The sequence below is a fragment of the uncultured Lamprocystis sp. genome, from assembly GCF_903933125.1.
Lineage (GTDB): Bacteria > Pseudomonadota > Gammaproteobacteria > Chromatiales > Chromatiaceae > Thiodictyon.
Window position 1 is genome coordinate 1 of sequence record NZ_CAIZIZ010000200.1, and the last position, 20,037, is coordinate 20,037.

At 63.0% G+C, this 20,037-nt stretch carries 15 protein-coding genes; 7 read left to right on the top strand and 8 right to left on the bottom strand.

Annotated elements, in window-relative coordinates; all coding sequences use genetic code 11:
- Window positions 1-400 precede the first annotated feature (400 nt).
- Entirely contained in the window at window positions 401-712 is a 312-nt protein-coding gene (locus QZY03_RS10030; RefSeq protein ID WP_295580561.1) for a type II toxin-antitoxin system RelE/ParE family toxin, read from the bottom strand.
- Window positions 709-990, bottom strand: a complete 282-nt coding sequence (locus QZY03_RS10035) for a type II toxin-antitoxin system ParD family antitoxin (protein ID WP_295580563.1) — start codon at window positions 988-990, stop codon at window positions 709-711. The genes QZY03_RS10030 and QZY03_RS10035 overlap by 4 nt, the downstream gene beginning before the upstream one ends.
- Window positions 991-1,247: 257 nt before the next feature.
- On the opposite strand from QZY03_RS10035, the gene QZY03_RS10040 reads away from it, so the two are divergent.
- A complete protein-coding gene (locus QZY03_RS10040) occupies window positions 1,248-1,631 on the top strand; it encodes a type II toxin-antitoxin system HigB family toxin (RefSeq protein WP_295580565.1) in 384 nt (127 codons plus the stop codon).
- 53 nt (window positions 1,632-1,684) lie between these two features.
- Here QZY03_RS10040 and QZY03_RS10045 read toward each other — a convergent pair whose 3' ends face one another.
- Window positions 1,685-2,335 carry a PD-(D/E)XK nuclease family transposase gene (locus QZY03_RS10045; protein WP_295580567.1) on the bottom strand — a complete coding sequence of 217 codons (651 nt, stop codon included), beginning with the start codon at window positions 2,333-2,335 and terminating at the stop codon, window positions 1,685-1,687.
- Between the two features lie 365 nt (window positions 2,336-2,700).
- On the opposite strand from QZY03_RS10045, the gene QZY03_RS10050 reads away from it, so the two are divergent.
- The 5 genes from QZY03_RS10050 to QZY03_RS10070 all read left to right on the top strand — a co-directional run bounded on the left by QZY03_RS10050 (window position 2,701) and on the right by QZY03_RS10070 (window position 6,736).
- A complete protein-coding gene (locus tag QZY03_RS10050; RefSeq protein WP_295580569.1) occupies window positions 2,701-3,147 on the top strand; it encodes a PD-(D/E)XK nuclease family transposase in 447 nt (148 codons plus the stop codon).
- 16 nt (window positions 3,148-3,163) lie between these two features.
- The gene (locus QZY03_RS10055; RefSeq protein WP_295580571.1) at window positions 3,164-4,006 is read left to right on the top strand and encodes a DUF2887 domain-containing protein; all 843 of its coding nucleotides are present in this window, start codon (window positions 3,164-3,166) and stop codon (window positions 4,004-4,006) included.
- 652 nt (window positions 4,007-4,658) lie between these two features.
- Window positions 4,659-5,756 carry a M35 family metallo-endopeptidase gene (locus QZY03_RS10060; protein ID WP_295580573.1) on the top strand — a complete coding sequence of 366 codons (1,098 nt, stop codon included), beginning with the start codon at window positions 4,659-4,661 and terminating at the stop codon, window positions 5,754-5,756.
- A 105-nt stretch (window positions 5,757-5,861) separates the two neighbouring features.
- Entirely contained in the window at window positions 5,862-6,209 is a 348-nt protein-coding gene (locus QZY03_RS10065) for a hypothetical protein (RefSeq protein ID WP_295580575.1), read from the top strand.
- On the top strand, window positions 6,206-6,736 hold the full coding sequence (locus QZY03_RS10070) for a hypothetical protein (RefSeq protein WP_295580577.1): 531 nt from the start codon (window positions 6,206-6,208) through the stop codon (window positions 6,734-6,736). The genes QZY03_RS10065 and QZY03_RS10070 overlap by 4 nt, the downstream gene beginning before the upstream one ends.
- A gap of 504 nt (window positions 6,737-7,240) precedes the next feature.
- Here QZY03_RS10070 and QZY03_RS10075 read toward each other — a convergent pair.
- The 5 genes from QZY03_RS10075 to QZY03_RS10095 all read right to left on the bottom strand — a co-directional run bounded on the left by QZY03_RS10075 (window position 7,241) and on the right by QZY03_RS10095 (window position 18,372).
- Complete coding sequence (locus QZY03_RS10075) at window positions 7,241-7,927, bottom strand: MT-A70 family methyltransferase (protein ID WP_295580579.1); 687 nt, start codon at window positions 7,925-7,927, stop codon at window positions 7,241-7,243.
- Complete coding sequence (locus QZY03_RS10080) at window positions 7,911-8,501, bottom strand: BglII/BstYI family type II restriction endonuclease (protein WP_295580581.1); 591 nt, start codon at window positions 8,499-8,501, stop codon at window positions 7,911-7,913. Before QZY03_RS10080 ends, QZY03_RS10075 begins: the two co-directional genes overlap by 17 nt.
- Window positions 8,502-8,716: 215 nt before the next feature.
- Window positions 8,717-11,032, bottom strand: a complete 2,316-nt coding sequence (locus QZY03_RS10085) for a tetratricopeptide repeat protein (RefSeq protein ID WP_295580583.1) — start codon at window positions 11,030-11,032, stop codon at window positions 8,717-8,719.
- Between the two features lie 492 nt (window positions 11,033-11,524).
- Window positions 11,525-17,221: an excinuclease ABC subunit UvrA gene (gene uvrA / locus QZY03_RS10090; RefSeq protein WP_295580586.1), complete on the bottom strand. Its 5,697-nt coding sequence runs from the start codon at window positions 17,219-17,221 to the stop codon at window positions 11,525-11,527.
- Window positions 17,222-18,099: 878 nt separating this feature from the next.
- On the bottom strand, window positions 18,100-18,372 hold the full coding sequence (locus QZY03_RS10095) for a hypothetical protein (protein WP_295580588.1): 273 nt from the start codon (window positions 18,370-18,372) through the stop codon (window positions 18,100-18,102).
- Here QZY03_RS10095 and QZY03_RS10100 point away from each other — a divergent pair.
- The coding region (locus QZY03_RS10100; RefSeq protein ID WP_295580590.1) for an AAA family ATPase at window positions 18,367-20,037 on the top strand (1,671 nt) is incomplete at its 3' end. The two genes, QZY03_RS10095 and QZY03_RS10100, sit on opposite strands and share 6 nt — an antisense overlap.

Sequence of the window (20,037 nt, forward strand, 5' to 3'; positions counted from 1 at the left end):
AATGAGGAACAGACCCTGGGCCGAATGGCACTGACTTAAGCCGAGACATCTATAAATCCGCGGGTTACAGAAAGCTCGACAAGCAGTCACTTGAGTTCAGGCAGCCTCTTCGGCGGTGTTTCCTGGCATCGGCCCAGTCCGCAACCGTTTATCGCTGACTTCGCGCCATCGCAACCGATTGTTTATATGAGGCTAACACCTTAAGTCAGTGCCATTCGGGCCAGGCTCACTTATGTCTTTCTCCGTTTACCGGACTTGATTGAGCCTAGCCCTTTATCCTTGGATCTGGCCGGATTAGTGAACAAGGCCGCGATGCGTGAGGACGCGCCCATTCCCGGCGGACAGATCGTCCTTGCCTGCCCGAAGGCTAAAGCAGGCTCTCGCTATTCGGCTTCCTCGGTCATGCGTTGCCCGTGTGCCCTTCAGGATAGGCCAGATCGACCAGATTTCGGGAACCGTGCACAACCCGCTCGATGCTTACGCTATCGACAAGAATCCAAAACATGATTAAATATTTTCCATGCACGGCAAGGCGCATGTCCGGCCGGATGTCGGGGCGCACTTGATAGAGGCGGGGATTCTCACCGATCCGCTTAAAGCGTTCAGCGATTTCATCAATGAAACTCACCGCCCGCGCCGGATGATCCGCGGCGATGTAGGCCGCGATTTCATCAAGGTCTGGTTCGACGTAGGCGGAAAGTTCGACCCTCATTTGCCGCCGGCTTCGACTAACGCCTGATACTTCCCGCGAAGCCGCGTCAAAACCTCCTCGGCGGGTACATGCGGGCGCGGATCATTTATCGCTTCATCCCACATGGCCCGCAACTCGTCTAACCCATGTTGCCGTAGTTCGCGCCGATAAGCCCACTCCCGCAAGGCGTCCCGAATCACTTCACTGGTGGAGGCATACTCGCCGGCCTTCACGACTTGGCGCATGAGGGCGGTCATTTCTGGCGGTAGGGCAATGCTGATTTTCTCGACGTTCTGCATGGGTTTTTTCTCCTGATCTCGGGAGGTAGTAATAAGTCATACCGCGCGACCTTGTCAACCGCTTGTCCGCTGCCTACTTGTGCCCTTTACTGCTGCGCAAGAAATTAGGGACGCACCACGATTATCTCCTTGACCGCACCGAGTTCCGCGGACGGTATACTCAGGTCTGGCCTTGCGGCAAATAGGTGAAAGATCGTTGGGAAGGTCGCATACTGTAGCCCATTCGCTTCCTGTTCCGGGGCGACCCCAGCAGCACCATGCGGATCATCAGCAACCGAGCACTGCGCAGTTTCATCACAGAACACCCTAAGTCGACAGAACCCTTGGCGGCCTGGCGACGCACCATCGAGAAAAGCAGCTTTGCGCGCTGGTCGGACTTGAAGGCGGCCTTCAACGCGGTCGATCGCGTCGGTGACCTGATCGCGGACTACGAGGCCGGCGAGCCGCCGCTCCCGGCGGCGTCCGGAGTGGAGACGCTGGCGTTTCTCATGGAGCAACATGGACTTGGGCCAGCCGATCTTCCCGAGATCGGCGACGAAGGCCAAGTGCAAGAGGTCTTGACGGAGCGACGGGATCTCGACATCCGCCAACTGCGCGCGCTCGGCCAGCGGTTCGGCGTGTCGCCCGGAACCTTCGTCTAAGCCCTTTCAGTCCGCAACAGGGGCGCCGTTCCGGTCAGACTCCTTCGTCCTCGCTAGTCGTTCGCGCCATTCGCCAACAGCCGCTTCAGTCGCTCGACCTCGGCAAGCGCGGCGGCTTCGCGTTGCAATGCTGCCTCGGTCTGCGCATGTGCCTGCTCCTTCTCCGTCCGCTCGCACGCCAGTTGCGCCTGTGCCTGCTCCGCCGCCGCGCTCAGCTCGGCGATCCGCCGCTGGATGCTGCGCTGCTGGCGCAGGAAGTTCTGGCGCGCCTGGTAGGCATGATAGGCATGATAGGCGCGCTCTTTCTCGGAAAATGCCATCAACACGCTCATGGCTTGTCGCATCTCCTCGGTTTGCATCCAGTGGGACAGCGCGCTTTCGTCAAGCCGCTCGGCTTCGGTGAAGAAGCGCAGCCAGCGCTCCAGTTCGTTGGCTGCGTCATCGGCGTGGGCGGCCTGGACACGCGCGAATTTGCCAAGCTCAAATAGATAGATCCCCCCGTGGTCGAGTAATCCGCGGCCCTGCTCGTCGCGCATCCGGAAGCGATGGGCGAAGTCCGGCACGTCGCGCAGCAGGGTGTCGCCGAGCAGCCAGATCGAGTAGGTGGCTTTCAGTTCGCCGTAGTCCTGACCATCCTTGATCTGGCCGCTGTAGAGCCTTGAAGACGCAGTCGATCTTGGGGTCGATGGGGTGGCGCATGACACGACTATAGCGCAGGCACGCCTGGAGGCAAGCGCAGGAAGCGCGCCCAGGACCCGCGGGACAAGCACAAGCCACCGGGTTGGCCTGGTACCTCAGGGACAGACCACGGTTTCCGGGATGGCGAGCGGCGCCGGTACCGCGCCGTGTCGAGCCTGACATTGAGAAGAGGCGGTCACCAGGGAGATCCAAATATCGGTCCGCTGGAGGCGGGCACCCGTGAACAAGTGTCAGACCAAGGACACGGGCGGTAGTGCTTGGAAGTCGGAGCCACCCAGACGCGCGTTGACACCCGGTCATGCGGGCCAGCATTGCGGGTCAGCGACGGTGCTATGCTCGACACTCGACCCACGCCGCCGGACCCGTTGTGATGCGCGACCTGCTCGATCCCAAGAACGACTCTGTATTCAAGCGTCTGTTCGCCGACGCCCCGGACCTGCTGGTGGGGCTGATCAATGCCGTGCGCCGGTGCGCGGCGCCGATCACGCACATCGCGGTGAAGAATCCGGCCATTGATGCCGCGGAACTGCACGGCAAATACATCATCCTGGATCTGCTGGCCGAAGACGCCGCGGGCCGCCACTACACTATCGCGATGCAGGTGCGTCGTTATCGCGCCTGGCGCGCGGTAGGTTGGGGTGAGGAACGAACCCCAACGATCGGCGGCCGGGATGTTGGGGTTCGTTCCTCACCCCAACCTACGGGCTTGAAGCGACAAAAGCCAGGACCAAAGTCCCATCAGCAGGGTCGTTATACCGAAGACCCGTTCGACGAACGAGAGCGGGATTGCGTAAACTGCTCCGGGAATCGGGTGTGAGCGGAGTCAAGTCCAGATGAAAACCGACCCGTCGATCTATGAATTTCTCGCGACGGGTGCCGAGGCGTTTCGCGTGCTGAGCGGCGGAGTGACCCTGCAAGGGGCCTATCGCTTCAACTCGTTGACCATCAAAGGCATCGAGCGACGCCTGGACGGCATCTATGAACCCGAAGGCCACGACGGACCGGTCTATGTAATCGAGTTTCAGGCGCAGCACGCGGCGGGCGCTTGGTATAACCTGCTGACCAAGCTGGGGCTGTACGGGCAGGTGCACCCGCGTCGAACGGTGCAGGGCCTGCTGATCTTCTTGCACCTGGGGGATGATCCCGGCGCGCCGCCGGGTGCGGTGCCGCCGTTGTGCACGGCCGCCTATCTGGACGAACTGCTGCCGCGGTGGTTGGAGCGCGAGCCCGACAACCCCTTCGTGGTGGTGTTCGCCCCGCTGATCATCGCGCGTGACGATGCCTTGCGGACCTACGCTCCGCGGGCGTTGCGCACGATCCGCGAGGCGCCGTTGGCACCCGTCACCCGTGCGACGCTGGAACGGATGTTGGAGTTTTGGCTGATCGAACGCTTTCCCTTACTCAGCAGCGAGGAGTTACGAACCATGTTGAACGTCCTAGTGCCGCTGGAGCAGACCCGCGTTTATCAGGAGATTTTTGCCAAGGGTAAGGCCGATGGTCTGAAGCGGTTGTTGACACGTCGATTCGGGCTGCTCCCCCGGTGGGCGGTGCAGCGCCTGGATGCGGCGGCGATCGTGCAATTGGACGCTTGGCTGGAGGGGGTACTTGATGCGCAGAGCCTGGAGCAGTTGATCGGACCGAAGCCGCCTGGGCGGGCCGCGCGGAAGGGAGCCTGAGGGGCGTTGTCTCGCTGCTTGGCGCGTTCTGGAGACAGTTTGGTTAATTCCCCAAACAGAGCAATATGTGCTCGGAGAACGCCAAGGCGGCCGACTCGCCACCGGGACCAGGCCCGGCTCGATACCCCGGTGACGGGGCACCTGACCCCGGCCGCCCATGCAGACGCGATGGCGCCTTCAGCAATTCCACATTTGGGCGGCACCGCGGGATCTCTGGTGGATGCGGCGCGCGCGACCGCCGTGCCGAGTCCCTGCCACCGAGCGGCGCGCCTTATCCACCCTACAACGGAGCCGGTTTCGTAGGGTGGATAAGCGCAGCGCATCCACCATCGGCCTCGCTGCCGACACGCTGTTGGCGGCGGCCACCCAAATTTGGAACTGCTGTGGCGCCTTCCGGATCGTTGCAAGGCTAGGTCACATTGCGTACATTATTCGCTGCTGAGACCCTGGCGAGCCATTTTCGGCACTCTGTGGGCAGCGTACGACCCGGGAGACAAAGCGAGACAGGGCATGTTTTGACAGAAATCGTCTTGGGCAGCGCAGACGCGATCCCCACCGGCCGGAACCTCGACCCGCGGTCTGTTTGCGACCGGAACGACGATGAACGCCTCCCGTAATCTGAACCAGCGGATAACGAACCAGAGGTGACCCCATGGCCGACATCAACCGTTTTACCCAGGCCTATGATCGCGCGAGCGCATCCGCAAAGGGCTACGCCTTCGCCGACGGCTGGAAGCAGTTTTTGACGGATACGGTTCCAATCAAGGTGCTGCTCGGCAGCGCGGAAGGCCCGACCACGTCCCAGTCCGCCAAGCTCGATACCCTCCGCACGAAGCTCAAGGAGGCGACCGCGAAGACCGAGGCCGACATCATCCTCGATATGGCTGGTGTCAAGGGAACGGGCGCACTCTCGGACGCGCAGGCGGACGCGGTCGCGACGCTCAAGCTGCTCCGCCACCTGTATTTCAGTGAGGACAAGGGTAATCAGAGCCTCTGGATTTACGCGCAACCCTATTCCTTCCACAAATGGGTGTTCGACGAGATCAAAGGGTGCACCCCGGCCGATGCCAAGACCAAGCTGAACTACATGGATGAGGTCTACGACGAGACCATTCGCGGCAGTATGTCGACGGGCGTGCAACAGGCCCTGTCATGGAGTCTGAATTGCGTCGCCAAGCTGGGCAGCCCGAACGATGCCACCAAGACGGTCATCACCCGCTGGTTCTTCTCCGGAACCGCGGCGACCGAGGCGATGACCAAGGCCGCGGCGACACTGCTCGGGGGGTTCACGAAAGTCGCCAACCTGTGCAATTCAACCAAGCTGATCTTCTCCGACGAGCCCATCGACAGGATGAAAGGAGATGCGGTCACGGGCCAGACTCATTACAAGTCCAACTGGAATGACTATGCGTTCGTGGACGGCGCGGCCAGCCGCGAGCGGCTCGATGTCGTCTATATCCAGAACGCAACCCTGACAAAATGGGCATCGGCCGATACGTCCTGGATGGCCACCCTCGCAATCATTCATGAACTCACCCACAGGCTTATCGCAACCAAGGATGCGGTCTATGACTTTACGGGGCTCAAACCCGGGACTGTGCTCACCCACGAGCACGCCATTGTCAACGCGGATTCCTGGGCCTATTTCGCCGCGGATCTCAACGGCCAGTTGCCGAGCAGCCAGTGCACCCAGGTCTGGAAGCAGCCGCCGTCCCTGCGGGCGGCCTATCTCAGCGCGCTATCGCATTAACGAGACGTCGATCCCCCGCGGTGAAGCGCGGGGCCCGTCAGGGGCCGGTGCACGCCCAACCCACGGGCCTGAACCTCATCGCATTCAACGAGAGGAATCAAGATCATGGCAGCAGACAAGAAGCGACGCGAACCCGCACCGGTGGCGCCGGTAGAGTCTGGAGGGCTGCGCTTCGAGGCGCCTTTCGCCGGGGTGCCTTTTGGCTATCAACAGGATGGCGGAATCCTCGTGGCCTGGGACATCGCCACCCGCACGGTGGCCTGGACCCAGAGAATCTATCGAAACGTTTACGACGACACTATCGAGAGCGACAAGCAGGACGTCTTCATCACCGATCTGCAGCTGGCTGACGGGGGGGCGACACTCCTCGTGCGCAATGAGCAAGGCGAGCAGTACCGCCTGAGCCTCGTGGGCCGCGAGGCGGGGAAATTCGGAACCGGAACCGCCGCGTGACCCCGACAGTTGTCCCCATCCTCGGGAATTGCGTTCAGCCCGCAATCGCCGCGGCAATGACAGAGGAAGCACCGCGCTTGCCTCCAGACCGGCGCAACCACGGTGCGGACCTCCGCGCGAGTGCGCTGCTCACGGGGTGCCTCCTGGTCGTGGCGACGGGCAGCGTCGCCGGGGACAAGAAGCGCCAGGAACCCGCGATCGTGCCGCACATCGAACACAACGGCATCCGTTACGAGGCTGAACAATCGGGCCCGCGACTGGGGTACAGTCAGGACGGCGGCATCGTTGCGGCACGCGACGCCGCCACCGGCGAGCTGCAATGGTCGCGACGGGTCTATCCCGTTCATTACGACACATCCATCGAGAGCGACAAGCAAGAGGTCTTCATCAGCGCCATGACACTGAATAGAGACGGCGCGAGCATCCTGATCGCCAACGAGGCAGGCGAGCGCTTTGAATTAAGGCTGAGCACCTGTGAGGTGAGGACAATTGCCGGTCCGGGGATCTCAGGCCCGCCCGACCGCTGACTAACCGATTACGAGCAGGCTGGTTCTTTATCTGGAGCCTGCTGGGGCTCATCACGGCGTTCCTGGTGCAGTATGCCTTCGTAGCCGAATTCGGTGTCATGGTCGGCCGCGCCTATGGCGCCTTCCTGCAGAATCTGCTGATGTCCGTCCGTCGGACTGACTGGACGGGCTTGATCGTAATCCCGGCCAACGGTGTGCGTAGTCAGGGCTTCCAGCCCTGACGGTATCAGGCCAAGATGGCCTGACTACGCACCCGGCAAGCCCAAGTGGCCGGAATCTTGATCGAGGCCGACTGGACATATACAGGATTCACCAGGGGCGACTAAAGTCGCCCCTACATGCCGGTAGACCCGCTCCCGTAAAGCACCTTAACCGGATGAGGGCCGTCCATAGGAGAGGTCGACCGATAAAGCCTAGACCCGCGCGATTGCACGGTCGTCGGTCCGCACAGCGGACCCTACGGATCACGATCTTGCCTTAGGGTCCGCTGCGCGGACCGGGCACTCATCCCTTGCCGCGATAACCCGCCGGCGATTCAACGAGGCGCAGCGCCGGGTCCTTGTGACCTTTGCGCATGGCGACCCCGTCGAATGAGTTACGCTCGACGTCTTCATTGCCCCACTGATCCCAGCCCTCGCGCCGAAAGCGGGCGAACAGTTCGATATAGGGACCGGGTGAGCAGCGCTCGATGATATCGTAGATCTCGTCCGGCTTACGTGAGTGCTCGCGTTTTTGGGTTGAGAGCAGATTGACTTGGCGCCGGCCGGGTTGCAGGGTGCGCATGCTGCCGCGCACGCCGAACAGGATCATTTCGGTGACATTGCGGAAATAAAAGCCCACGCCCCGGCCGTCCGGCCCGCCATCCTTGCGGATTTTGTACCAGATGATGTTCGATTTGTACGTGAAACCCCAGGCTTCCATGACGCGCAGGCCCTCGTTCAGCAGCGCATTGGGAACCCACAGATACAGGTGCGATCTGGCCGCGGAGAACTTATGCACGGGCAGATCCATGATCTCTTTGATCTCCATCGTCGGATAGCGGAGCAGTCGTTTATGCTCCGGGGCCATTTTTCCAGTGCGATTCTGGAATTGCCACGGGGGGTCCGCCAGAATGGTGGAATAGAGCTCGCACGCCTTGGAGAGCAGGTCTTCGCCCGGCGTTGGTTCGGTAATACTAACAATTCGTGTCATACAGGGTATCTTTTATTCCGAAAACAAGAACCGGACAACCCCCACCGCCGCCGCCCTCGATCTTGGGCAGCAGTTTGCTCATATGTGTCGTCGAGGCACCATAGCTGCTCCCGCGGCCGAGTTGCGCGAAAATCGCCTGTAACGAATCACAGCGGGTGATGATAACACCGACCGAGATGACGCGCAGATCAAACAGCAGACGGAAATTATTCAGATCGCGGTCAAAGAACGGGTCCTTATTGTTCCATTCGATTTCCAGCGCCACCCGATTCTTGTAGCAGTCCACCGCGTGCGTGGGACTATCGAAAGACCGGCCGTCGATCAGCACCGAGGTATCGAATTTCTTTTCGACCCAGTGTCTCGCATACAATTCCGTATCGATCCAATTGGAAACCCGTGACTTGTTGCCACCGCCGGAGGCGATGAAGCTCTGACACAGACGAAAGCGGGACAATACATCGCAGATGTCGTCCCATTCCGTCGGGAAGTCGCGTTCGAGAATCGCGCTGGCGTGACGCCATTCGTGCAATTCATAGTTGGCGAGAATGATCGGGGGAAGTGCGGCAAGCGGCATGCGCGGTCCAGATTCGGCTGATGATGAGAGAGGCCTCGAACGCGATATCCGGATGGTGGGGCGGGTTTCAAACCCGCCCCTACGCCAAGGATGTCTGGATATCAGATGCGACGCCTGGCACAAGGACACGCCGTAGCGAACACAAATCGCAATGGCACGTCGGGAGTCACGCTCCCGCCCGGCAGGCGGCGCCACGCCGGTTCCGTCGCGGTGCCCTATGGTAATCCCACCCCAGGCGACTGTCTCAGCGACTTTCGCAGTTGCTCCACCGCCGGGTCCTTTGGGGTCAGGATCGCCAGCTTGTCCAGCCAGGCCGCCGCGGCCTCCGGCCGCCCCAATTTGGCGTTGTACTGAACCAGGGCGACCAGCAGTTCGCTGTCTCCGCCGTCGCGGGCGGCGGCGGCCTCCAGCACCGGCAGGGCCTCGGCCGTCCGCTCGGCACTGTCCAGGGCAACGGCATAGACATAGGCATAGCGGGTAGTGTCGGGCGCCAGTTCGCTCGCACGCGCAAGTGACTCTAATGCCGCATCCAGACGCTTGGCGCGCACCAGTGCCAGTCCCAAGGCGTGGTTCAGGTCGGCATTGTCGGGGGACACGGCAAGCCCGGCACGCAGTTGCGCCTGCGCCTGCGACTCCTGCCCCTGAGCACGGTAGAGGTCCGCCAGGTTGGCATAGGCCGGAACAAAGCGCGGATCGAGCCGCAGGGCCGCCTGATACGCGCGCTGGGCCACTTCCGGTTCGCCAGCCGCGGCGGCGATCGAGCCCAGATTCAGATTCGACTCCGGCCGGTCGGCGTTCACCGTTTCCGCCGCCGCGTATTCCTCCAATGCCTTGGTCAGCTCACCAATCAGTGCATCGCCCATGGTCTGGGTCATCAGGGGCGCCAGGACACGGGCCGCCTCCAGGCGGACGGTCCGCACCGGGTCGGACAGCAGGGGCCAGGCCAATTCCACCCGGGTGCGCAAATCGGTCAGATCAAGGAAACGCACTGCCGCCGCCCGCACCAGGGCATCGGGGTCCGCGAGCAGGCGCCGCACGGTCAGCAGCGCGTCCTGACTCGGACGGTCATGGAGCCGTTCCAGTGCGGTCGCCCGCGCGATGGCGGGCTGATTCGGGTCACCGGCCAGGGCGAGCAGCCGGGAGGCCGCGTCCGGGGCGCCGGTATCGGCCGCCTGCAGGGCTTCGCCGAAGTGCGGCTTACGGTTAACCGGGTCCGGGAACCAACCGGCCACGGCTGTCGCGGCCCAGGCGGCATCTTTATCCTGATGACAGCCGTTGCAGGCATTGGGGGTGCCAAGCTTGGCTGACAGGTCCGGGCGCGGGATCCGCAGGCTGTGATCGGCACGCTCATCGATCACCATATAGATCCGCTGAGTCATGTGACAGCCAATGCAGGCGGTGCCCGTACTGTTCTCCGCGTGGTGATGATGCGCCGCAACATCATAGCGGTCGGCCTGGTGGCAACGCAGACAGAGTGCATTGCCCGCGGCCTTGGGTTTCAGGCTATGGGGCTCATGACAATCGGAACAGACCACGCCCTGGTGGTACATGCGACTTTGGATGAAGGAGCCGAAGTCGAACACCTCGTCCTTGATCTGACCATCCGGAAAATACAGATTCGGCTCCAGCAGGGCCAGCCGAAAGCCCTGATTCAGCGCTTCGCCTGGGCGCAACTCCTCCCAGATACGCCCACGCCGCGCATGACAGCGGGCACAGGTCTCGGTCTGGGTGTGAGCGGTGCGGGGCACGCTGCGCATTGGCTTACCGGTCGCCGGATCGATCTGCCATTGGCCGCCGTCCCGGTCCTTGAGGTCCACCGCGAGCCCCAGGGCCGGATCGCTTGCCGGCGGCGCGCTGCCGGCCGCCTTGGCTTCAGCCGCCTTCCTGGCCCAGTCGACATGGCGCGCACCGGGGCCATGACAGGCCTCGCAGGCGACATTGATCTCGGCGAAACGGGTGTCATAGACGTTGCGTTGCGCGTCGTAACCCTTTTTCAGATCGGTGGAGTGACAGTCGGCGCACTGGTAATTCCAGGTCTGGTCCAGCCCGGTCCAATGCAGCGGGTTGGTGTGGTCGATCCGCTCGTTGGGATAGAGATGAAACCAGCGCTGGCCACCGCGCTCTGTGGGACGGCTATCCCAGGCGATCCCCAACGCTTGAAGCCGGCCGCCGGGCATTTCGATCAGATATTGCTGGAGCGGGTACCAGCCGAAGGTGTAGCGAATGGGGTAGTCGGTGAGGGTTCCGTCCGGTCCGTCGGTGTGCACGAAAAAACGCCCGTCGCGCTTGAAGAAGCGGGAGGTCACCCCGTGGGCGGTGAACATGACGTCATTGAAGTCACCCAGCACGGTCTCTGCCGTCGGCTCTTTCATCGCCCGGTCGTGGTAGGAATCCCGCCACAGATCGCGTTCTTTGGTATGGCATTCGCCGCAGACCTGGACACCCAGATAGCCGGCCGCGTCGGCCGCCGCGCGCGATGATGAGACGATGGGAATCAACAGGAGGAAGGGCAGCAGGGTGCGTAGGAACATGAGATTGAGTATCCGAGGGTAGTGTTGTGTTCTAGTGCGTGCGACCTTGACCATCGTTCCGATCAGGTTCCGCAGCGGCCCAACAGCGGAAATTTCATCCACAGATGTCACAGATGAACACAGATGAAAACAGACGTTTTTCTTCATCTGTGAACATCTGTGACATCTGTGGACAAATCCGGGCACTGGACGTCGCGGCTCTAGCCGACCGAGGGCAGCCGGACGCGAGGTCGACCGGCTGGCTATAGCGCCCGCGCCATCCCGGAACATGAAAGTCCTCTCGACCACTGTCGCAACGACCAGCGTGCGAGGCTGCGTAGTCAGGGCTTCCAGCCCTGACGATTCCAGCCCCGACGCCGCCAGGCCAGGATGGTCTGACTACGCACTTTCACGATAAAGCCTCAGCCTCCAGTTGTCTCGCGGCCGGATCGAAACCCGGTCGACACCGCGTTGCTCATGACCACATTGCTTCGCTTCTCCGATGACGACAGGTTATCGCGCGATTGACGCAGTGCCACCCAGCCACTCCCGCAACGCCGTCGCGGTCGGCAGATCGCCGCCCTTTACTGCGATCTGCTCGGGCGTGCCCTGGGCCACCACCCGGCCGCCCGCCTCGCCACCCTCGGGCCCCAGGTCGATGACCCAGTCGGCCGCGGCGATCAGGTCCAGGTCGTGCTCGATGGCCAGTACCGTGTGGCCGGCGTCGACCAGGCGGTGCAACACGCCGATCAGGCGCTCCACGTCGGCCATGTGCAGCCCGACCGTGGGTTCGTCCAGAACGTAGAGCGTCGGGCGGGGATGGGTGCCGTCCGCGGTCAGGCGGGCCTTGGTGAGTTCGGTGACCAGCTTGATGCGCTGGGCCTCGCCGCCGCTCAAGGTCGGGCTTTGCTGACCCAGGCTCAGGTAGCCGAGCCCGACGTCCTGCAACAGAGTCAGGGGGTGGCGGATGGCGGGATGGGCGGCGAAAACCTCGACCGCCCGATCCACGTCCAGCGCCAGCACGGCGCCGATGTCGAGCCCCAGGTAGCGGACCTCGCGGGTCTCGCGGTCGAAGCGGCTGCCGCCGCAGACCTCGCAGGGCACGCGCACGTCGGGCAGGAAGCTCATCTCCAGGCGTTGGATACCCTGACCCTCGCAGGCCGGACAGCGTCCGCCCGGCGTGTTGAATGAAAAGCGCGCCGCACTCCAACCCAGGATGCGCGCCTCGGCGGTCGCGGCAAAGAGCTTGCGGATGGCGTCCCAGAAGCCGACATAGGTGGCCGGGCAGGAGCGCGGTGTCTTGCCGATGGGCGTCTGATCCACCTCCAGCACCCGACTGAGGCCATGCCAACCCGACAGCCCGGCGCAGCCATGGAGCGCTCCCGTGGGAGCGGCGTCCCGCCGCGATGCTCCCGCCGCCGCCACTGCCCCGCGATCACGCGCCCCCCGCCGCCCGCCACGCGCACCCTCGTCCGCCGCCCCCAACAACCCCTGCAGGCTGCGCACCAGCACATCGCGCACCAGGCTGGACTTGCCCGACCCCGAGACCCCGGTGACACACACCAGCCGCCGCAGCGGCAAGCGCACGTCCAGGCCCTTGAGGTTGTGCAGTCCGGCCCCGCGGATGGCGAGCCACTCGCCCTTGCCGGGGGCCGGCCGACGCGGACGGGCCTCGCCCAGACCATGACCGCGGGTCCGCGCCAGATAGCGGCCGGTGAGCGAGGCGGGAGCGGCGATCAGGTCCGCGGCCGTCCCCTCGGCGACCACGAACCCGCCCTGGACGCCGGCGCCGGGTCCCAGGTCGATGACATGCTCGGCACGGCGGATGGTCTCCTCGTCGTGCTCCACCACCACGACGGTGTTGCCCCGATCGCGCAGCCGCGTCAGGGTCTCGAGCAGCAGCCGGTTATCCCGCGGATGCAGACCGATGCTGGGCTCGTCCAGCACATAGCAGACCCCTTGCAGGTTCGATCCGAGCTGGGCGGCGAGCCGGATGCGCTGGGCCTCGCCGCCGGAGAGCGTCGGCGCGCCCCGGTCCAGGGTCAAATAGCCCAGACCCACATGGGCGAGAAAGCTGAGCCGCTCACAGACCTCGCCGAGCAGATCGTGGGCGATGGCCTGCTCGCGCGTGTCCAGCACCAGGTCGTCCAGGACCCGGGTCGCCGCCGTCACGGTCAGGGCGGACAGGTCGGCGATGGAACGACCGCGAAAGCGCACCGCCAGGGTCTCCGGGTTCAGGCGTGCACCTTGGCAGTGACCGCAGGTCTGATGCTGTTCGAGCGGCTCCAGCCATTGGTCCTCGGCGCCGCTCTGTGCGGCGTCGAAGTCGGGGATCGCAAGGCCGGTCCCGAGACAGGCCGGGCACCAGCCCTGCTTGGAGTTGTAGCTGAACTGCCGCGGGTCCGGCTCCGCGAAGGCGCGGCCACAGCCGGGGCAGGCGCGCTGGAGCGAATAGGGGGTCTCAGCGCCCCAGCCATCCGGCGTGAGACGCACCACCCGTACCAGCCCCTTGCCCAAATCCAGGGCTTGTTCGAGCAGCACCCGCAGGTCGGACTCCGCGTGCGGAGCGACACGCAACTCGCCGACCGGCAGGTCGATTGAATGCTCGCGGAAGCGGTCCAGCCGCGGCCAGCCCTGGGTCGGCACCGGCGCGCCGTCGACCCGCAGGACGGGCCATCCCTTGCGGGCCGCCCACTCGGCCAACTCGGCGTAGAGCCCTTTGCGGGCAACCACCAGCGGGGCCATCAGGGTGATCCGCTGCCCCCCATGATCGCGCTGGATGCGTGCCAGGATCGCCTCATGCGTCATAGGCTCGATCGGCATGTCGCACGCCGGGCAATACTGGGTACCGAGTTTCACATAGAGCAGGCGCAGAAAGTGATGGATCTCGGTCTGGGTGCCCAGGGTGCTCTTGGCCCCGCCCCGGCTCACCCGCTGCTCAATGGCGACCGTCGGCGGGATGCCGCGTACCGCTTCCACATCCGCCCGCGCGGCAGGCTGGACGAACTGACGGGCGTAGGCGTTCAGTGACTCCAGATACCGCCGCTGCCCCTCGGCGAACAGGATATCGAAGGCCAGGGTGCTCTTGCCGCTGCCGGAAACACCGGTGATGACGGTGAAGCGGCCACGGGGGATGGCGACGGTGAGGTCTTTGAGGTTGTGTTCGCGGGCGTGGAGGATATCGATCGAAGGGCGCGTAGTGACTGGCGGGTGCAGTGGGACAGCCGCCGCGACAGCGGACCCATACGCGGGCATCGGCGCCTCGCGAACACCGGCCGCGGGCGCGACGTTGATGCTGTCGATCGAACGCCGCGCGTCAGTCTCCGCCTGCAAGAGCGCCCGCCCCGTATGGCTCCCTGCCTGGTCAGCCAACTCCGCCGGGGTGCCGACAGCGACCAGGGCACCGCCGCCATCCCCGCCCTCGGGTCCCAGATCGATCAGCCAGTCGGCCGCCGCGATCAGGTCCAGATTGTGCTCGATGACGACCAGCGAATGCCCCTGTTCGAGCAGTCGCCGCAACGCCTCGATCAGCACCGCGATGTCCGCCGGATGGAGCCCGGTCGTGGGCTCGTCCATCAGGAACAACAGACCCTCGCCGGCGCCGGAGCGGCCCCGTCCGGCCCCGCGCCTGGTCTTCGCCAGGTGCCCCGCCAGCTTCAAGCGCTGCGCCTCGCCGCCGGACAGGGTGGGTACCGGCTGACCCAGGCGCAGATAGCCAAGCCCCACCGCGGTCAGGGGCGCAAGCGCGCGGACCAGCGGCGCGTCGTCCGCGAACCGCGCCAGCGCCTCGCTGGCGGTCAGGTCCAGCACATCGGCGAGCGAGAGCGCCGCGCCCCCCGCCCCGTCCGGCGGCGGCAGCCGGACCTCCAGCACTTCGGGGCGGTAGCGGCGCCCGTCGCAGTCCGGACAGCGCAGATAGACATCGGCGAGGAACTGCATCTCCACCTGCTCGAATCCGTTGCCGCCGCAGGTGGGGCAGCGTCCGTTACCCGAGTTGAAGCTGAAGGTCCCGGCGGTATAGCCGCGCTCTTTGGCGAGCGGCAGGGCCGCGAACCGCTTGCGCAGTTCATCCAGCGCACCGACATAGCTCGCCGGATTGGAGCGTGAGGTCCGGCCGATCGGGGACTGGTCGAGCAGGGTCACATCCTCGATCAGATCCGCCCCGTCGATCCCATCATGCGCACCGGGCACCTCCTCCGGGTGGCCCTTCAACTGACACAGGGCCGGATAGAGGACATCACCGATCAACGTGGACTTGCCGGAACCCGACACCCCGGTAATCACCACCAGCCGTTGCAGGGGGATTTCGACATCGATGCACTTGAGATTGTGCGCACCGGCACCGCGGATGCGCAGCCGCGGCGTCGTGTCGGTCACCGACGCCGGGGCTCGGGGCTCGGCCACCCGCCGTCGGCCGGCCAGGTAGTCCCCGGTCAGCGAGCCCGCCGCCGCGAGCAGCGCGCCCGGCGTGCCCTGAAAACAGATCTCGCCGCCGTGCTCACCGGGGCCTGGACCGATATCGATGATCCGATCCGCGGCGCGCAGCACCTGCGGGTCATGCTCAACCACCAGCAGCGAGTTGCCCTGATCGCGCAGCCGGTGCAGCACGCCGATCACCCGGTCCAGATCGCGGGGATGCAGGCCGATGCTCGGCTCATCCAGCACGAACAGCGTGTTGACCAGCGAGGTACCGAGCGCCGTGGTCAGGTTGATCCGCTGGACCTCGCCGCCCGACAGGGTGCGCGACTGGCGGTCCAGGGTCAGATAGGGCAAGCCCACCGCGCACAGATAGCGCAGGCGTGAGCGCATCTCGGTCAGCACCAGGTCCAGGGCCTGGTCGAGTGCCTCGGGGAGGTCCAACTGTTCGACATAGGCCAGACAGCGGTCGATGGGCAGCGCCGTCAGGTCGCGGATGTTGAGCGCCGGAGGCCGCGGCGTACCAGGCTCGCCGCCCGCGTCACCGCGGGCGGCCGGCGCCGCCACCAGCCGCCAATCCAATGCCTCCGCCTTCAGCCGCGCACCGGCGCAGGTCGGACAGGTGTCGTACGAGCGGTAGCGCGACAGCAGCACCCGCACATGCATCTTGTAGGCGCGGCCCTCCAGCCACGCGAAGAAACGGCGGATGCCGTACCAAACGCCGGTCTCCCACTCACCCTCGCCCTCGATCACCCAGTCGCGGTCGGCCTGGGGCAGATCGCGCCAGGGCACATCGGTGGGCAGGCCGTGACGGTGGGCGAAGCCCATCAAGTCCTCCTGGATCTCGGAATAGCTGTCGGTCTGGATCGGCTTGATCGCCCCGTCGAGCAGCGACTTGCCGGGGTCCGGGATGACCAGTCCCCAGTCGATGCCGATGATGCGCCCGAAGCCGCGACAGGTTTCGCAGGCACCGAGCGGCGAGTTGAATGAGAACAGGCTCGGCTGCGGATCGCGGTAACTGAGATCGCAATCCGGACAATGCAGGTCAGCCGAGAACCGATACGCCTCGGCCTCCTGCACCGGCGGCTCCCGACCCTCACCGAGCGGATAGACCAAGAGCCGCCCGTGACCGCGGTCCAGGGCCGTCTCGATCGCCTCCAGCGCGCGTCCCCGATTTTCTTCAGTCAGACGCAGCCGATCCTGGACCACGCGCAGCACCGCCCCGTCCTCATCCAGCAGCCGCACATAGCCTTGCTGCGCCAGCAGTTGCCGGACCGCCGCCGCCCCCAGTGACTCCGGCACCGGCACCGCAAAGCAGATCGCCACCCGCGGCCGGTCGGTCGGCGCGGCGGCGGTGAGTTGTGCCCAGATCGACTCGGGCGTATCGCGCCGCACCTCCCGCCCGCAGCCCCGGCAGAACAGCCGCCCCGCCCGCGCGAACAGCAGTTTCAGATAATCCGCCAGTTCGGTCATGGTCCCCACGGTCGAGCGCGAGGTGCGCACCGGATTGGTCTGATCGATGGCGATGGCAGGCGGAATCCCGTCGATGCGGTCGGCCACCGGCCGGTCCATGCGATCCAGAAACTGCCGGGCATAGGGCGAGAAGGTCTCGACATAGCGCCGCTGACCCTCGGCATAGACCGTATCGAAAGCGAGCGACGACTTGCCGGACCCCGAGACCCCGGTCACCACGATCAGCTCACCCAGCGGCAGATCGAGATCCAGGTTCTTGAGATTGTTCTGCCGCACCCCGCGCAGGCGGATGCAGTCGTGACGGTCCTTGGGATTCGGCATAACTGAATGGACGTGAGCAGGCCAACGCGGCCGGGTGCCCATGGTGACACGGCGGGTGCGGGCGGGTCGACCGTCACCGATTCCGACACACCGGGGCTTGGATTGCCGTGTCTGCACCCGGGCCAGGGCGCTCGGCCTCGGCGTGGCGTTGTTGGGATGTCAGCGGGTTTGCCGGGCTCGACGGGACTCGTGCAGGGGGCTTCCGACAGCCGCTGCTCAGCAGTCGCCTGCACCAAATTTCTGGTTTATCATGGGGGTTAGGGACATCCTCGGTCGCTCGGTCGGCCCATCAAAGGCTATCTGGTTGTAGAATTGATGTTTTGTTGCGCGACTCGCTAGGAGTCAGGCCAGTGATTCCTTGTCTTATCGTAGGTAGTGCAGGGGACTTCTGGCATTTGGTGCAGACGACTTTTTAAGACGACAGTCAGGAAAAGATCGATGACCTTACGAGGCGGGTGTCGAGAAAACGCGACAGGTACCCTAATCCTGACTCATTTGAAGGCTTTTGCTGACGCTAGGCTAGGGCATACCTCAGCGGGACGACTGGCCGGGGGCGGGGTGCGTTCCAAGGCGGCACTTCCCTAGGTTCTCTGTTAGGCTGCGCCTCAAATCCCTTTCTTTAGCGCTCTTCGCCTCCGGTGTCTCGCCGGGGAGGTGGCGCGAATCGATGGAGCGTCGCGCCGGATTGCAGTCAGCGACGGGGCAAGAATGCGGATGAGAACAGATAACCGGATCGGCGGCTTCCAGGCGTTGCCGCGGTAGCTCGACCAACCGAGCAAGAGTACTCTTTAGGGGTCGGAACAGGCGCGCCAGTGCCGGGTTAAGTGCGATATACCGTTAGCAGGCGAGGAGGCCCTGTCGGCCTTGATAACGGACGATCAGAAGCGGCCTTCAAAGCCCGTTCCGATTCGGCGGTACGTGCGATTTATGGATTGCGCGTCGCGTTGGCTGCGGCCATCCAACAGCAGAGACGGTCCGCGTTGGTTGCCGACGCTATCAGCAAGTGCACATGGTGTGTCATCAGGACCTAAGCGTGCATTCGCACGGCCGCGCTTGCCGCCACGGTTTCCAGTACGAATATAGAAACTGCGGTAGTCGGTCTCGGCGAAGAAGGTCGCGGCTCTGTCGATGTCGCGCAGAATGGCGTGCATGGGCAAACCGGCGGCGACCGTCCGAGCGTGGCGACGCATGCAGTTAGGGCGTTTTTCATCATTAGTCTAGCAACATTCTTAGTTATGAAAAGATCGCTAACCGGTTTGTATCTCGAAAATTTTCGAAGTATTAAAGGGCCTGCTTCAATCGCGCTTTCGCCGATCACGCTATTCTACGGACCGAACTCTGCTGGAAAAACAGCCATTCGCGAGGCACTGCGCATCGCAGGTGACTTGTGTACCGGGAACGCTAGTTGGCCCGATCTGATTAAGTCAATGCATCACCATGACTACAGTAAAAAAATGGTCATTGGCGTCAGTTTTAGGGAAGGGTATTTTCAAGGGTTTCTCGACGAGTCAACTGTTGGCATTACGCGTTATTCATACGAGGAAATTCTTCCGGACTTGTTTAAGTACATGGAAGGAGATGAAATTTGTGGCGCTACCTTCGATATAAAGTTCGAGATTACCTTCGGCTGGTACAAGTCTTCTAATCACGATACGCCACTTTTGACGTCGCACATAAGCCATGAGAGCATAACCGCAAACGGATTGCCGCTGATAACAAACGACTCTCATAACGATACGATCGTCATTAACTTAGAGCTTCCGCTCGCGAAATCGATTGATTGGCATATAAGAGGGACGGGAGAGTCGATTTCAACATTGGCGGAGGCAGTCTTCATCGGTAATGTTGTCAACGCTCTTCACCCTTTGCTCTTCCTTCATTTGCGCAACGATTTTTGCGATCGACGTTTTTGCTATGACGATAATGACGAGAGTGTTTTTAATGATGGAATGCAGGAATCCATCAAGAGGCGGATGCTGCAAGCTATCATCGGTTCAATATACTTCGTTCCCTTGAAGATTGCGGGGCGACTCTTAACCGATCTCTGCCATATCGGTCCACTGCGGCACATACCGACCGAATCGCAATTAACATTTCTTCTTAAACGAACATTTACTGACGATTACAGTGTATACGCTTCGCTAGAGCCGGCATCCTGGCTCTGGGCTGATGGTTCAGCAGCATGGAAATCGCTTGCTGAGAACAAATGTGTCCATCAACATTATGCCAAAAATAGGCTGGAGACTCTGAATTTGCTGGAGGCTGTTAATGAATGGCTTACCTCCAAGCAAAGATTAGGTATGATGCATACAATTATTGTGAAATATGGATCGGTTCAGTTTCTAAGCGACTCAAAGTCCCAACCTTCGTTTGATTCCAACGAAAGCCGCGCCAACAGTAGGATGCTCCCTGATTTAGTGGCCGGCATTCAACTCAAGGATCTTAACCTTCCTGTGGAAGTCAGAGATGTTGGCGCAGGTGTTCCCCAGCTTGTTCCAATAATTGTAGCCGGATTCATTAATGGTGACATTGTTTCTACTAAAGTTTCCTGTTTTCAATTAAGCCACGAGCCGCATCACCGCGGCGATCAGGGGATTTTGCGTCGGTTTGTTGGCCCCCCCGCAATCAATACCAAAACCCTCCCCGCCGAGGTCCTGTGCGAGCCGACGCCGCAGGTCGGCGAAGGCATATTCGGTGCGCTTCGTGGTCGAATAGCGGCGCGGCGGCGCGTGCTCCAGATGCGCGCCATAGATCCAAGTGATGGCGGTCGCCGCCATGCAGAAATTCAGATGATTGGTCACGGCATCGGGGTTGCG

Coding starts and splice junctions, on each gene's coding strand:
- QZY03_RS10035 (WP_295580563.1), bottom strand. CDS start 990: ATGCAGAACGTCGAGAAAATCAGCATTGCCCTACCGCCAGAAATGACC.
- QZY03_RS10065 (WP_295580575.1), top strand. CDS start 5,862: ATGGCAGCAGACAAGAAGCGACGCGAACCCGCACCGGTGGCGCCGGTA.
- QZY03_RS10085 (WP_295580583.1), bottom strand. CDS start 11,032: ATGTTCCTACGCACCCTGCTGCCCTTCCTCCTGTTGATTCCCATCGTC.
- QZY03_RS10060 (WP_295580573.1), top strand. CDS start 4,659: ATGGCCGACATCAACCGTTTTACCCAGGCCTATGATCGCGCGAGCGCA.
- QZY03_RS10040 (WP_295580565.1), top strand. CDS start 1,248: ATGCGGATCATCAGCAACCGAGCACTGCGCAGTTTCATCACAGAACAC.
- QZY03_RS10095 (WP_295580588.1), bottom strand. CDS start 18,372: ATGCACGCCATTCTGCGCGACATCGACAGAGCCGCGACCTTCTTCGCC.
- QZY03_RS10055 (WP_295580571.1), top strand. CDS start 3,164: ATGAAAACCGACCCGTCGATCTATGAATTTCTCGCGACGGGTGCCGAG.
- QZY03_RS10075 (WP_295580579.1), bottom strand. CDS start 7,927: ATGACACGAATTGTTAGTATTACCGAACCAACGCCGGGCGAAGACCTG.
- QZY03_RS10030 (WP_295580561.1), bottom strand. CDS start 712: ATGAGGGTCGAACTTTCCGCCTACGTCGAACCAGACCTTGATGAAATC.
- QZY03_RS10080 (WP_295580581.1), bottom strand. CDS start 8,501: ATGCCGCTTGCCGCACTTCCCCCGATCATTCTCGCCAACTATGAATTG.
- uvrA (WP_295580586.1), bottom strand. CDS start 17,221: ATGCCGAATCCCAAGGACCGTCACGACTGCATCCGCCTGCGCGGGGTG.
- QZY03_RS10050 (WP_295580569.1), top strand. CDS start 2,701: ATGCGCGACCTGCTCGATCCCAAGAACGACTCTGTATTCAAGCGTCTG.